Genomic DNA, 14,680 nt, shown 5'->3' with positions numbered 1-14,680 from the left:
GCCAAAGCTATGAAAGAAATATTAAAAAATTTAGTCGATACGACAACGCTTCCAGAAGATAGTTATCTTGAACAAGATGCTGAAATTCTAGAGATCTTTGTAGAAGAAATTGAAGAAATTTTTGAAGAATTAGATACTGTTTTTGAACAGTGGTTAGCAAATCCTTCTGATCAGGATACTTTAACGACCATTCGACGCCATTTTCACACGTTGAAAGGCTCGGGTCGTATGGTGGGGGCAAAGTCTGCTGGTGAAGTGGCTTGGGCTGTCGAAGATACTTTAAATCGTGTCATTTTTGGTTCTGTTCCTTTAGAGCTTAAGATCCAGAAATTTGCAGAAACGGTTTATCGTGTTTTTCAGTTTAAGCTTTATCCGCAGTTTAAATCGGTCAAACCGATAGAAATTGATTTAAGACCTTTGGTTCTATTGGGGCAAGAGCTACAACAGGGGCGATCAATTGAACCTGCACTTGAAGAGTTATTATCTTTAGCAGATCAACTCAGATCTTCGGATGATTTGACTGGACTGGAATTGGATGCTGCTCAAGCAGATATTGTCTTGGTGGAAGAAGAGCTATCTGCCGAATCTAGTGATTTGCAAGAAGTGACCACTTCAATTTTCATTGAAGAAGCAGAAGAACATCTTGCAACGATTGATCACTTCTTAAAACAAGAAGCTGGTGAAGTACCTGATTATAATGGGTTGATTCGTGCCTTGCATACTTTGCGAGGAAGTTCATCTATGGCGCACATCCAGCAAATTTTTGATGCCAGTTCTAAAGTTGAAAATTTATTTAAGACGCTTTTACAAGAAGAGATTGTTTCAACTTCAAATGAAACAGCATTGCTCATTCAGTATGCAGAATTTGTGCGAGACTTCTTGCATATTTTACGTCAGGGTAAAGTCGAAAACTTAAGTCAAATTGATCAAACATTTAATCAAGCATGGGAAAATTACGGCTTTAATCAAGAAGAGTTTGAATCTAGTGCAAATCCACAAGGTTTAGTATCGCAATTAATTGAATTAGATATTGATCTGTTATTGGATGCAGAACTTGAATTTGAAAAACGGATTAAGAATGAATTTCCTACTTATGTCGAGCAATTAAGTCAAAAGGCGAGTTTACTCGCCGAGCATACCAATAATCGTGCTTCACAAGGGATTCATGATTTTATTCAGATTTTAGATAAATGTTATCAAACACTTTTAGCTAAACCGACATTACTCAATATTGATTATGCTTATGAGTTATTTGCTCAGGCGCATCAAGAATTTATCTATCTGTTTGATACTTTAGCTGCTGGGCAGCGCATAAGTTTATCTGCACCAGTAGAGCAAGTGCTTCAAAACTTAACGGCATTTGTACAGCAAGATCTGGAAATTTTTGATTCAGTTGAGGACACCCTATCTGAAGAAAATACTTCTGAGCCTGAAGCAGATTTAACGACAGAATCTGGTCATCAGGTCGCTGCCGTTAACTTTGCGACTTTGTCAAAACGCTTGCACAGTGATGCGAAATTAGTGGATGTCGATGAAGCCAATCGACAATTTGATGAAGACCTGTTGGATATCTTCCTCGAAGAAGCTGATGAGTTGCTGATGGGGATGGATCAGGATGTTCATACATGGAGCAGTGATCAATCTAATACGGCGGCATTGAATAATTTAATGCGTTATTTGCATACCCTAAAGGGTGGTGCAAACATGATTCAAGCGACGCATATTGGTTTAATTGCACATGAATTAGAAACCATTTATGAGCGTATTATCAATCAGCAAATTCAAGCATCTCCTGCTTTGATTCAGATTGTTCGTTTGGTTCAAGACAACATTGCCGATCGTATTCAAACCATTCGAGAAGAAAAAGTTGATTATCCAGCTCCAGAAGCGATTGATATTTTAAATAATATTCAAGCTTTGGTTGCGGGGTCTGTAGTATCTACAGATACGGAAGTGGTTAAAGAACAAAAACTACCTGTTGTTGAACACGTGGTTGCATACGAAGCTACAACCATTGAACCGCCTGCTATACAGCCTGTACGCACAGAAGTCAGTTCGTTTGAAGAAGAACCTGAAACTTCCGATTGGGTTGAACCAGTATCACAATCGAACATTGTTGAGCCATCACTTCAAGTTGAATCTTTAGCACTTGATGAGAGTGTACGCTCAATTGTTGAAGAAACTTTCTACGAAGAAGCCGCAGAAATTTTCGATACCATGGAAAAGCTGCTGCGGAATTGGTCAGAGCAACGTAGTGACCGTAGTTTATTGCTTCAATTGCAACGTGCAGCACATAGCCTTAAAGGTGGTGCGCGCATGGCTGAAATTGAGCCAGTCGGGGCTATTGCATATCGTTTAGAAAGTGCTTTTGAACAGTTTGCAGTTCATCACTTCAATTCAAATGTTTACGATCCGTTACTACAAACCACGATTACATGGTTAAGACATGCAATTTTTGACCATGATTATACTAATTTCGATAGTTTAAAAGCGGGCTTGGAAGCAATTGAATATGCAGATGTCACTGTTCAATTGCCAAGCCGTAATAACTCTAGTCACACGCAGATTACTGCACCAAGCTTTGAATTTATTCAAGGGGATGGAGCAGAACCACCTGCAATGATGGGCGAGTGGGAAAGCTTTGGAGCCAATGATCAATCGAATGAGATGATCCGAATTTCAGCAGATTTGATTGAGAAGATGATTGATTTGTCGGGTGAAAATTCGATTAACCGTTCACGTATTGAAATGGACCTTGGTCAATTAGGCAATACATTGAATGAAATGGAATTGGCGATTAAGCGTCTTGCAGACCAGTTGCGTCGAATGGAAGGTGAATTAGAGTCACAAATTATTGCCAAACACGGCAGTGAAGTTGGTCGATATGCCGACTTTGACCCATTGGAAATGGACCAATATTCATCGTTAAATCAGTTGTCTAAATCCTTGGCGGAATCTGCTTCGGACTTGGTCGATTTCAAGAGTACTTTGGCTGAAAAAATTCGTGATACGGAAGGTTTGTTATTACAACAATCTCGTATTCAGGCCGAAATTCAAGAAGGCTTAATGCGAACACGCTTGGTGCCATTCTCACGTTTATTACCTCGTTTGCAACGTATTGTGCGCCAGACAGCTTCAACGCTAAACCGACCTGCTGAGTTAATTGTCAATAATACTGAAGGGGAATTGGATCGTACAATTCTTGAGCGTTTAGTAACCCCGCTTGAGCATATGTTACGAAATGCTGTCGACCATGGTATTGAAGATCCTGCACAGCGTCAGTCGGCAAACAAGCCTGAAATTGGAAAAATTGAACTCAACATTAGCCGTCAAGGCACAGATGTTGTAGTCGAATTCCATGATGATGGTAAAGGGATTGATGTGAATCGAATCAAAGAAAAAGCCATTTCTTTAGGTTTGATGAAAGCTGATCAATCACTTGAAAAAGAAGAGATTCTACAGTTTATTTTCCATCCAGGTTTCAGTACGGCACAGCAGATTACCCAAATTTCTGGACGTGGTGTTGGTTTGGATGTCGTGCAAAGCTCGATTAAAGCGTTGGGTGGTCATGTCACTGTAGACTCAATACTTGGAAAAGGAACAAGTTTTAGTATTCGCGTTCCAACGACTGTGGCTGTCAGTGACGCCTTAATGGTGAAATCTGGCGATCAGCAATTCGCACTTCCGTTGGCACACATTGAGCGTATTGTTCGAATTGCACCAGCAACTTTAGAAACTTACTTCAATAGTAAAGAAGATTATTTCAAGATTGATAATCAAAGCTATAAGTTGCGTTATATTTCGGAATTTGTTTCCAACCAGCCTTTACCGCGTTTAAGCAGTATTGCTCATTCGTTGCCTGTGCTGTTAATTAAGGGCAATAGTGGTCAAACCATTGCCTTATTGGTTGATCAGTTGATTGGATCACGTGCACAAATTGTGGTGAAACCAATTGGTCAGCAATTTGCAGCAATTGGTGCAATTGCTGGTGCAACCATTCTGGGTGATGGTCAAGTGTGTTTGATTCTGGATGGTCAAAATATTGCCCGTCAAGTGCAAACCACACAACGTGTGAAACATGGTCATGACCAACGTGAATACCGTTACAGTGATACACGTCGTTTAATTATGATTGTGGATGACTCGGTTACAGTACGTAAAGTGACTTCACGCTTGTTAGAACGACAAGGTTATGATGTAGTCACTGCAAAAGATGGTGTTGATGCTATAGAGCAGTTAGAAAACGTCAAACCAGATTTAATGCTACTGGATATTGAAATGCCACGTATGGATGGATTTGAAGTGACGAACTTGATTCGCCACCATGAAGTTCATAAGCAATTGCCTATTATCATGATTACATCACGTACGGGTGAAAAGCATCGTGAACGCGCATTTAGTTTGGGAGTCACTCACTACATGGGCAAACCATTCCAAGAGGCTGAATTGTTGAATAACATAGAAAGTCTTTTGACTGTGAAACAGGGGTAATTTGATGAGTGAGAAAATCGCGAATAAATCGGTTTTAGACCAAATTAGTCAGCAAGAGTTACATCATCTTATTACAGTTTCTACTGGATTTATTGATGCTTACATCATTCAGTGCTATGGCAAAGTGGCAATGTTATTGCCACAAAATATCGTGCTTTCAGCATTAGATAGCCAGACACATGTTTCTTCAGTGGAGTGGCATGATGTGAAATTACCTGTTTATGCAGTGAATGATCCTGCAAAAGAAACGGGTGTTGCATTGGTGATTGAAGGTGATGAAGTCGATCAGCGTTTTGCCTTGATGTGTAATGAAATGCCGAAATCTGTGCGTGTTCGTATTTCTGAGGTGGTTGACGAAGAAATGACAGTCACTGATCCAATGGTGTTTCAGTACGTGAGAATGGGTGAACAAACGTTCCAAGTGCCTAATGTTGTACAGATTCAAACCAGTTTAGGCATCAATTAGTCAGGCTTCAATAAAAAAACCCATGTTCAACATGGGTTTTTTTATTGTTTGATTGATCAGAAATGTTAAGTCAATAAACCTTCCAGAATCTGTTCATAAATTTCAGCTAAAGGCTCTAAATCGGCCACATTTACGTGCTCATCAATTTGATGGATACTGGCATTGAGTACCCCAAGTTCAAGTACTTGAGCGCCTGTAGGAGCAATAAAACGACCGTCAGATGTACCACCGCTCGTAGATAACTCAGTTTCACGACCAGTCACATTACGAATTGCATTTTGAGCTGCACTAACCAATTCGCCGACTGGAGTTAGGAATGGTAAACCTGAATGTGTCCATTGAATTTCGTATGTTAAACCATGACGATCTAAAATTTCCAAGACACGTGCTTTCAATTCTTCTGCAGTGAGTTCTGTAGAATAACGGAAGTTAAATGTCACAGTCATCGTACCAGGAACGACATTGGTTGCGCCTGTACCTGCTTGAATATTAGAAACTTGGAAAGAAGTTGCAGGGAAATACTCATTCCCATGATCCCAAACGGTATCGCACAGTTCTGCAACGGCTTTAGACGCCATGTGAATTGGATTAATCGCAAGATGAGGATAAGCCACGTGACCTTGCTTACCTTTGACTGTGAGTACTGCATTTAATGAACCACGACGCCCATTTTTTACGATATCACCTAACTGATGCGTACTTGATGGTTCACCCACAAGACACCATGTCATTTTCTCTTGGCGAGCTTCTAGCGTTTCAATGACTTTGACAGTTCCATTAACTGCAGGACCTTCTTCATCAGAGGTAATTAGAAATGCGATTGAACCTTTGTGATTTGGGTGCTTAGTCACAAATCGCTCTGATGCCACAACCATTGCAGCCAATGCAGTTTTCATGTCTGCACTACCACGACCATAGAGCTTACCATCCCGAATTTCTGGAATAAAAGGCTCTGAATGCCAAGCATTTAAGTTGCCTGTTGGTACCACATCTGTATGTCCTGCGAAACAAAAAACAGGAGCTTCAGTCCCTTTACGCGCCCAAAGATTATCAACATCATCAAAACGCATAGGTTCAATGTTAAAACCAATTTTTGCTAAACGTTCAGCCATAATGTTCTGACAGTCATGGTCGACAGGCGTAACAGAAGGTTGGCGGAGTAATTGCAGACTAAGTTCGAGTGTTTCAGAGTGATTCATACAGAAAAGCAAATGAAAAATTTGCTGCTATGATAGGCGAATCGAATCAATAAAGGGAGTTTTGATATAAAAAAACCTTATCGTTTTGATAAGGTCTTGATGTTCTTTGGGGGGATTATAATTTGTCTGCACTTTTTTCCGCACTATCTGTAACGACATCCCCAACTTTGGAAACGTCTTTACCTACACCTGCGACCGTATTACAGCCTGCGAGAAAAAAAGTGAGTAGTAATGAGATCGCAATTGCTTTTTTCATAGTGTTCTCCAAAACATGAATTATTATCTTGAACAAATATAGATTAAAAAACATTCAGCATAAACAGTACCATGATTTGATTATAAAAAAGTTAAAGAATGTATATGGCATTATTTTGCGGCTCAGTGTAATGCTGTAGCAAAGGACGGTTACGATACATATAAAAGTTTTGTTCTCCATCTTTATCCAAATAACAATACAGGCCATCTGTCCAGAGCTGTGGTGTTATGCTGGTTGCAGATGCGTGAGGGCAAAGCCATTCATGCCGCTGTAAACGATAAGGTGATGCAGCGTAAGGAATCGCATCATAGCCCCACAAGCCTATTCTCCGGTGCTGATTCACCCAGTGTGGTATTTGCTGTGTCGTTGCATGTAAAGGAATATACAGCTGACCTTTTAGAATAACGAAGCGTTGTTGTATTACGTGATTAAGTGCTTGATAAAATTGAAATTGCTTTTGGGTAAAATGGTTTAATTTGCGCTTTAATGTATCTGTTCGATTGAGCCCATACCAATGCGGAAAAGAAAAATCACATTCTGCTAAATAATATTTTAAAGCCACTTCCCAATGTTCAATTTGATTGGTCTGCGTATTTTTAAGTAAGAAATCTAATTCACCTAAAGTTTTCGAGCCGGCAATTTGTTGAATACTATGACCTAAAAGCTCATAAGGATGATAATCATCATCACGTAACCAAAACCAAATGAACATTTCAAAGCGTAATCCGAGTCGAGTGCTTTTTAATTGATTTAAAAAATCTTCTAATTCAGTCGGATGCTGATCTAAATATTGTAATCGTGTTTGGTAAAGATGAAAATATTGTGTCCAAATAAGCTCAGTATGTAATTGAAATGATTGTTGGATCTCAAATTGATCGGGATAAGCGCGCAGAATATTGGGACTTGCAAGGCTAAAAGCCAATTGCCGCACCAGTGGATTTTTAAAATACAGCCATGGTTCAAAAAGATGGTCTTGTTGTAAGGTCAAAAACATAGTGAAAACCGAAATGGCAGAATAATGTACAGAATTTAAAAAGGATAAAGTGTAAAAACATTTTATACTAGCGCAATTCTGGATTAGGGCTTGAAGATGAAGATATTGTTTTGGCGAAGTTTAGTGGTGCTTTTTGTCATCCTTGGCTTTATTGGTGCTGTACTACCAGGTATGCCAACAACAGTATTTTTAATTTTAGCTGCTTGGGCAGCCTCAAAAGGTTGGCCGCAAGTGGATGATTGGTTATTGAATCATCCCAAACATGGCGCAACATTACGTGCTTGGCGTGAAAATGGCACTGTGCCACGCAAAGCCAAATGGATTGCATCGATCATGATGTTATTTAGTGGTGCGTTGATGCTATTCACAACCGCCCCATTTGCAGTCAAAGTCTTTACAGATTTGACCATGTTGATTGTCGCGATTTGGTTATGGTCGCGCCCAGAACCCACTTCGAGTGAAGCACGATAGATTATGCTTATAACAAGTTGCACTTTTATTTAGGTCAGTTCAATGCAATATTCATTACAACAAGCAGATATTTTAATAGATTTGGCAGAGCAAACTTTGCAACTGCCGAAGCATAATAAGTTTTATGTAATTTCATCGGGTAAAAATGGCATTGGTGAACAAGAAAATAGCGGCAAGACACCAAGAGGATGGCATCAAGTGGCATTAAAGTTTGGTGAGTCTGCACCAATCAATGCGGTCTTTATTGCACGTAAAGAAACGGGGGAGGTCTATGATCAGGCGCTTACCACAGAGTTTCCAGAACGTGACTGGATCTTGTCGCGTATTTTATGGCTTGCTGGTTTAGAGCCACAGTTTAATAAAGGTGAGGGGTGCGACACCTTTAATCGCTATATTTATATTCACGGCACACCAGATAGCGAACCAATGGGTATTCCAATGTCGCATGGTTGTATCAGAATGCGTAATCAAGATGTGATTGAGCTATTTGAACTGATTCCTGAAAATGCATTGGTCTATATTTCGGAACAAACTTTAAATTTAAGTTAAACCGTCGTCATTTTTATATATAGCGTTAAAAATGTTTGAAAATAAAGATAGAACTATGTGTAAAAAATACGCATATTTTCTAAATAACTTACAGAATTTGCTTGTTTTTATAGCAAAACACTTATTTTTTAATCACTCAAACATAAAATTATGAAAACAGTGAGAAAAGCGTTTGACACTGGGTCAGGATTCTCTATAATGCACCACACAAACGATGAAGACGTTAAGGGCGCTTAGCTCAGTTGGTAGAGCGTCTGCCTTACAAGCAGAATGTCGGCGGTTCGATCCCGTCAGCGCCCACCAAGCCTTTACGTTAAACTCTCAGTGCAGCGGTAGTTCAGTTGGTTAGAATACCGGCCTGTCACGCCGGGGGTCGCGGGTTCGAGCCCCGTCCGCTGCGCCACTTGATGAGTTTAATAATTGTTTGTACCACAAATGCGATATTGTGTAAGTGCAGCGGTAGTTCAGTTGGTTAGAATATCGGCCTGTCACGCCGAGGGTCGCGGGTTCGAGCCCCGTCCGCTGCGCCATTTACACGAAGTAGCTTTTGAGGGCGCTTAGCTCAGTTGGTAGAGCGTCTGCCTTACAAGCAGAATGTCGGCGGTTCGATCCCGTCAGCGCCCACCATAATCTTTGCGATGCAGCGGTAGTTCAGTTGGTTAGAATATCGGCCTGTCACGCCGAGGGTCGCGGGTTCGAGCCCCGTCCGCTGCGCCATTTCAAAGAAGTTTTACAGTCTGACAAGCTGTGTTTTAAAAGATAAGCTTTGTTGTTTATCTTGCATCATAAAAATAGTGATGCTATTTTTAATGCCTTAGGGCGCTTAGCTCAGTTGGTAGAGCGTCTGCCTTACAAGCAGAATGTCGGCGGTTCGATCCCGTCAGCGCCCACCATAATTTTGACAAATTATGGATTTTGGTTTTAAGAATTCCGTGTTGCAGCGGTAGTTCAGTTGGTTAGAATATCGGCCTGTCACGCCGAGGGTCGCGGGTTCGAGCCCCGTCCGCTGCGCCATTTTAATATCTTATTACCCTGAATAAGATGTTTAATCCAGATAAAGCTCCTTTATCTAGATTTAATAAAAATAGGTCTCTATTTTTATTCTTCAGGGCGCTTAGCTCAGTTGGTAGAGCGTCTGCCTTACAAGCAGAATGTCGGCGGTTCGATCCCGTCAGCGCCCACCATATATCTCCTTCATATTGTTTAAGCTCAGTCTTTTATATAGAATTTATTACTCAATAATAATTCAATATATATCATTGATATGAGAAACCCTTATCAGCGTAAAGCTGCATCTAAAAGTCAAAATTCTAGCCCGAGCGCGCAGAATATCTATCGGCAATTTATTGAAAATATGGTTGCTCAAGGATCTGTGAGTGCTTTATATCAGGATGGTTGGGCATTGTGTGCAACCCCAACAGGGCAACGTGCATTTGCAATCTGGCAAAATAAAAATTTAGCTAAATTGTTGATTAGAGATAATTGGGCAGATTATCAATTAAAAGAAATCAGTCTCAAAGATTTGGTAGAAAAACTGATTCCCTATCTAAGAAAGGAACATACCACCATTTCGATGGACTTGACTCCTGAAGGACAGAATATTTTGGTTGCACCAGAAAAACTATTGTTAGATTTAAAAAACTATTTATATCAAGTGTATATGCAAAAACCTGAGTTATTTCAGGACATGAAGCTTCCTCTACCTCGTCATATTCGTCTGAATTAATCTTTAAAATTCATTGAAGAGCCAGCCACTACCATAAGCAAAATACTCTCTGAGCCATGAATTATAACGGTTAATTAAAGGAGTGGGGGCGGCTACAGTAATGATATGACGATAGCCTTGTTTACGGGCAATCGCGGCAGCTCTTAAGGTATGAAAATCACTGGTAATGATGGCAATCGGTTCATTCAATTGAATATTGAGCTGAGCTAGAATCGGTTGGCTATTTTTTAGATTTAAATCGGTACTGGTACTTTTGTCTTCAAGCCAAATACGGGTAGGGGATATAGAGAATTTTTGCTGCACATACTTGGACATAATTTCTGCTTCAGTGTATTTCTCTCTAAAATCTAAACCGCCTGTCATAATGAGAGGAACGTTGGGTTGTTGTTCTGCCAGTGCAGCAGCCCGATCTAAGCGTTGTGCTAAGGTGGCGGAAGGTTGCCCGTTTTCTATGCCACTCCCCAGAACAATAATGGCTTTCACAGGGGCTTGCTGAGTATTGTTTTGAGTTGCTAGATGTAAATAGACAAAAAAGCAAACTACACTCGTGCTCCAAAGGAGAAAACCTAAGCAGCCTACACGCCAGATGATATTTCTCAATGGTGTTTTATGAATAGAAATTTGAATTTTAGGGTAGGAAATTGCAAAGACCAGTAGACCTAATCCAATCAACAACGGCAGTATAGTACCTAAATGAATTTTATTGAGACTGATTAAGTAAGTCCCATCCAGGAAGAGCACAGTTCCAATGAGTGCCGCGAATCGTCTTTTTAATGGTGTTGATTGCATAGGTATAAATTGGATTTATATATTTACCATGAATGGTAACCGAGTTTAAGGCATTGCTGCTTATGATATTGAATTGATCAATAAAAAACCGAGCCTATTTAAGCTCGGTTTTTTATTTTATGCTACTGCTTTTTAGTACACATCACGACGATAGCGACCTTCTTGACGAAGTTGCTCTACAGTACTTTCACCTAGAATATCAATGAGGGCTTGATCGACATCTTGGGCCATTCCCTGAATGCTACCGCAGACATAAATTACTGCACCGCGATTAAACCATGCTACAAGTTCTGTTGCTTGATTACGTAGAACATGATGAACGTATACTTTTTCTGACTGATCACGTGAAAAGGCTAAATCTAGACGCTCCAACATGCCTGTGGTTTGCCATGCTTCAATGGTGCTTTGGTAGAAAAAGTCATGTTCCCGTTGACGTTCACCAAAGATGAGCCAGTTTTGGGTGTAATCAGCACGAACTCGAGCATGAATCAGACTCATCAGTCCAGCAAGGCCTGTTCCGTTACCAATACAGATGATAGGGCGATTGTCATCAATGAGGTGGAATGATTCATTATTGCGAATACGGAGTGCAATTTCTTGTCCAATTTCAGTATGTGCAGTTAACCAGCCAGAACCTAGACCAAGTTCACCTGTGAGATCACTTTGCTGACGCACCACCAAACGCAGTGTTTGTTGTGATGGAATGCTGGCAATCGAATATTCACGTGAAGCCAAAGTGTGCAGTTGCTCAAGCAAATGTTCCATGTTGGCAAAAGGTTCAACATCGATATTCAGTTGTTTATCCCATAACGCCTGTTCAATTGTAACAGCTAAAGATTCCACCTGAGTCTGGGGTGCAATTTGATGTTTCGCCATAAATGCAGCGATACGTGCAGGACTATTGCCGGGTTGAATTTCTGCAATATCCCCCGCTTGCCAATGTGCTTCATGTTTGGCTTGAAGTTCGATATTGAATGCGGGTGCGCCAAGACTATTTGGATTTAATAAATCACGTTGGGTTAAGGTCCAGCGATCAAATGTTTTATCGATGTACATTGCTTGCAGCTCAAGCTTGCTACTTTTTGCGAGTGCATGATTCCAACGCTGTATATCTTCATGGTTGGCATTATCGACTTCTATGGTATCGAACAGTGCGTGTGCTTGGTTTTGTTTGAGCCAAGCAGCAATGGCATGTCCGAAGCGACAATAACTGTCTGGATATTCTTTCGATCCTAAGGCCAATACTGCAAAATGCACATGGCTTAAATCTATTTGACTATTCAGTATTTTCTTGGCAAAACCAGAAGCAAGATCAGGTGCATCGCCCGTACCATAAGTACTTGCAACAAACAAGATTTGTTGAGCAGATTGTAGATCTTCTAGGGTCAATTGTTGCACTGTTTTGACGGTTACAGGTTGGCGAGCTTCTTGTAAACTGGTGGCTGTACGCCAAGCCAATTGTTCGGCCACACCCGTTTGTGATGCATAAGCAATAAGCCAAGGTTTCGCATTTGGATCTACAGTAATGCCATAATGGCTTAAACGGGCTGCTTGAGTTAATTTCTTCTGCTTGCGACGTTTAAGATACAACATCCATCCTGTGACAAAGAACAATGGCATTGCAAGTGCGGCAAGCATTGCAAAGAAGTGATACACAGGACCAAAGAAGCTACCTCGGTGTACAGGCAGCATACTGCTCATGATTTTTTCATTGAGCTTTTTGTCTGCATATAATTCAACATCTTGCACGGTTGCAGTTTGATAGTTATAGATGGCTTTATTGCGTGCTCGGTCATGTTGCGGGGTTGGATCGACAAAACCAAGTTCAACTTTGCCATCTGCTTTTTTCGGAAGATTTAAGGTCAGTGTTGAATAGTCATGTCCAAGTTTAGCTTGCACGCCTGTCCATGTTTGTGAAAGTACCGTTTGCATTTGTGCTGGACTGAATTCAGCATGTTGTTCGGAGCCTTTGGTTTCACTATTTGAACGTTCTCGAGCTTCAGGATTACCTTTCATACCATCAAAGGCTTGACGTGATTCTGGATTGCGATCATTCGTTTCAGCTTGACTGCGTGCTGTACCATTTCGACCTTCAGTGTGATCAGAACGATCTTGAGGAACATGTTGGCCACGTTGTTCACCTGATGCCCCACGTGGAGCTTGCCCTTCGGGTTTACCGCCTTGCATTTCTGGTTTCGGTTGTTCAACCCCCATAACCTTGAACATGCCACTACGCCACCAATCATAAGACCAGTAGAGTCCTGTACATGCCATGAGTAAATAAAACACCACCACCCACGTACCCACCACGGCATGTAAATCCCACAGAAAATTACGACCTTTGAGTTTGGGCTTAACAAATAACCATTGTTTAACTGAGTGTTTTTTGGGCCAACGTAAGTAGAGACCACTCAAGACAAAGAAAATCAGCATGAGTGTACATGCAGCCGTAATTTGTTTACCTACAGGACCAACGGTTAAATTACGATGCAACTGCTGCACAAATTGGAAGAAGCCTTGTCCCTTTATTTCTGGCAGAACTTCAGCAGAGTAGGGGTTGACCATCATGTTATAGCCGCGTCGAGCACCTTCTTTGACAATATTGACGGTGCTTGACGCAGTAGGGTCTTTCGCAATTGTGATGCTGTTAATTTGGATATTGGAATCGACGTGCTGAAAATGTAAATAGAGTTCAGCTGGTGTCAGCTTGTCTCGATTTTCAGCCTGCACAACATAGCTATCCGTATTGATCCATTTAAGGATTTGTTGATCATAAGAATAAATAGCGCCAGTTACGCCCATGATGGACAGTATTAATCCAGCGGTAATCCCCATAAACCAATGAATTTGGAAAAATATTTTTTTCAACATGATGGTCAAGTGTTGGAAGTGTGAAAAAATTGACGAAATTATAGCTTAAGATTTAGAAGATAATGTGGATTTTGAGGATAATATTTATTCTCATTATCATTTTTAATTTGTTTCGTAAAAAAGCCTTCATATTTCAGAAGGCTTTTCTTGCATTCGGCTGCTTAGATTTTCTTCGCTTCGCCTACAGACTCATTTAGATGTTTGCGAATAGTCTCGAAAGAGAAATTACGCGAGTCCATACGCTTAGGTAAAATATAGGCACCTTGTTGACCTTTCACTTTAAAGTTCAACAACATAAATTCTGGCGTGTTATACCATTCATAAATGTCTTTCCAGCCAATGGCACCCACACCTTCTTGCATGCCCATTTGTTGGCGCATCACGAGACCGTGAGGTTGTACACCCAATTTTACGCCTTTGATTTCCTGCACAGGAAATTCATTCATTTTGCGTTTAACATACCATTCTAAGCCATAAGTACGAATTGCAAGGTATAAAGCCACCCCAACAATTGCCACCCAGCAGAAAATGGTTGAGTAGTTTTTTAATAAGATGATGCCCAAAATCGCAAGAGCTACGATGGCACCCATAATCATCCATGCTTTGGTGCTAATTTTATTGGTACTACGCCAAATCACCAACTGAGCATGACGCTGCTCGGCTTCAGAGATTTCGTAGTTCACAGGTTGTAGCGTGTAAGCGTATAAATTTTTTGCGGTCATAGTGAAAAGAGCAAATTTAAAACTGGAGAAAGTTTAGCATTAAATACACAGGGTTGATACGTTATAAATGCATTGTATTGCGGGTAAGATGCTGCTTTTTTAACAGCAAAATTTTTAATGTCCCGCAAGCCAATTTGTAATGTGTA

General features: G+C 40.6%; 11 protein-coding genes and 8 tRNA genes. 13 read left to right on the top strand and 6 right to left on the bottom strand.

Annotation, left to right across the window (positions count from 1 at the left end; translation table 11 throughout):
• Positions 1–9 precede the first annotated feature (9 nt).
• Together E0H82_RS02125 and E0H82_RS02120 are read left to right on the top strand one after the other, a co-directional pair.
• Entirely contained in the window at positions 10–4,491 is a 4,482-nt protein-coding gene (locus E0H82_RS02125; RefSeq protein WP_131262780.1) for an Hpt domain-containing protein, read from the top strand.
• 4 nt (positions 4,492–4,495) lie between these two features.
• Positions 4,496–4,957: a hypothetical protein gene (locus E0H82_RS02120; RefSeq protein ID WP_116760308.1), complete on the top strand. Its 462-nt coding sequence runs from the start codon at positions 4,496–4,498 to the stop codon at positions 4,955–4,957.
• Between the two features lie 65 nt (positions 4,958–5,022).
• On the opposite strand, the gene dapE is transcribed toward E0H82_RS02120, so the two are convergent.
• The 3 genes from dapE to E0H82_RS02105 all read right to left on the bottom strand — a co-directional run bounded on the left by dapE (position 5,023) and on the right by E0H82_RS02105 (position 7,406).
• Positions 5,023–6,156: a succinyl-diaminopimelate desuccinylase gene (gene dapE / locus E0H82_RS02115; protein WP_131262779.1), complete on the bottom strand. Its 1,134-nt coding sequence runs from the start codon at positions 6,154–6,156 to the stop codon at positions 5,023–5,025.
• A 115-nt stretch (positions 6,157–6,271) separates the two neighbouring features.
• Positions 6,272–6,412, bottom strand: coding sequence for an entericidin A/B family lipoprotein (locus tag E0H82_RS02110; RefSeq protein ID WP_016167063.1), 141 nt, complete (start codon positions 6,410–6,412; stop codon positions 6,272–6,274).
• 91 nt (positions 6,413–6,503) lie between these two features.
• The gene (locus E0H82_RS02105) at positions 6,504–7,406 is read right to left on the bottom strand and encodes a DUF1853 family protein (protein ID WP_131262778.1); all 903 of its coding nucleotides are present in this window, start codon (positions 7,404–7,406) and stop codon (positions 6,504–6,506) included.
• 96 nt (positions 7,407–7,502) lie between these two features.
• On the opposite strand from E0H82_RS02105, the gene E0H82_RS02100 reads away from it, so the two are divergent.
• The 11 genes from E0H82_RS02100 (at position 7,503) to E0H82_RS02050 (ending at position 10,152) form a co-directional block, all read left to right on the top strand.
• Entirely contained in the window at positions 7,503–7,877 is a 375-nt protein-coding gene (locus E0H82_RS02100) for a YbaN family protein (RefSeq protein WP_131262777.1), read from the top strand.
• A 42-nt stretch (positions 7,878–7,919) separates the two neighbouring features.
• Complete coding sequence (gene elsL / locus E0H82_RS02095; RefSeq protein WP_131262776.1) at positions 7,920–8,426, top strand: cell wall-recycling L,D-carboxypeptidase ElsL; 507 nt, start codon at positions 7,920–7,922, stop codon at positions 8,424–8,426.
• Between the two features lie 227 nt (positions 8,427–8,653).
• A tRNA-Val gene (locus tag E0H82_RS02090) sits at positions 8,654–8,729 on the top strand.
• A 23-nt stretch (positions 8,730–8,752) separates the two neighbouring features.
• Positions 8,753–8,829, top strand: a tRNA-Asp gene (locus E0H82_RS02085).
• A 50-nt stretch (positions 8,830–8,879) separates the two neighbouring features.
• Positions 8,880–8,956 (top strand) — tRNA-Asp (locus tag E0H82_RS02080).
• Between the two features lie 21 nt (positions 8,957–8,977).
• Positions 8,978–9,053, top strand: a tRNA-Val gene (locus tag E0H82_RS02075).
• 13 nt (positions 9,054–9,066) lie between these two features.
• Positions 9,067–9,143 (top strand) — tRNA-Asp (locus E0H82_RS02070).
• A 100-nt stretch (positions 9,144–9,243) separates the two neighbouring features.
• A tRNA-Val gene (locus tag E0H82_RS02065) sits at positions 9,244–9,319 on the top strand.
• Positions 9,320–9,363: 44 nt separating this feature from the next.
• Positions 9,364–9,440 (top strand) — tRNA-Asp (locus E0H82_RS02060).
• 94 nt (positions 9,441–9,534) lie between these two features.
• A tRNA-Val gene (locus E0H82_RS02055) sits at positions 9,535–9,610 on the top strand.
• A gap of 80 nt (positions 9,611–9,690) precedes the next feature.
• Positions 9,691–10,152 carry a DUF2750 domain-containing protein gene (locus E0H82_RS02050; protein WP_131262775.1) on the top strand — a complete coding sequence of 154 codons (462 nt, stop codon included), beginning with the start codon at positions 9,691–9,693 and terminating at the stop codon, positions 10,150–10,152.
• Positions 10,153–10,155: 3 nt separating this feature from the next.
• Here the strand turns inward: E0H82_RS02050 and E0H82_RS02045 are convergent, their stop codons facing one another.
• The 3 genes from E0H82_RS02045 to E0H82_RS02035 form a co-directional block, all read right to left on the bottom strand.
• On the bottom strand, positions 10,156–10,941 hold the full coding sequence (locus E0H82_RS02045; RefSeq protein ID WP_131262774.1) for a YdcF family protein: 786 nt from the start codon (positions 10,939–10,941) through the stop codon (positions 10,156–10,158).
• Positions 10,942–11,073: 132 nt separating this feature from the next.
• Positions 11,074–13,812, bottom strand: coding sequence for a PepSY domain-containing protein (locus E0H82_RS02040; RefSeq protein ID WP_131262773.1), 2,739 nt, complete (start codon positions 13,810–13,812; stop codon positions 11,074–11,076).
• Positions 13,813–13,973: 161 nt separating this feature from the next.
• Complete coding sequence (locus tag E0H82_RS02035) at positions 13,974–14,534, bottom strand: SdpI family protein (RefSeq protein WP_131262772.1); 561 nt, start codon at positions 14,532–14,534, stop codon at positions 13,974–13,976.
• Positions 14,535–14,680: the final 146 nt, after the last annotated feature.

It is taken from the genome of Acinetobacter sp. ANC 4910, assembly GCF_004331035.1.
Classification (GTDB): domain Bacteria; phylum Pseudomonadota; class Gammaproteobacteria; order Pseudomonadales; family Moraxellaceae; genus Acinetobacter.
This window is presented reverse-complemented; position numbering and strand designations above follow the sequence as displayed.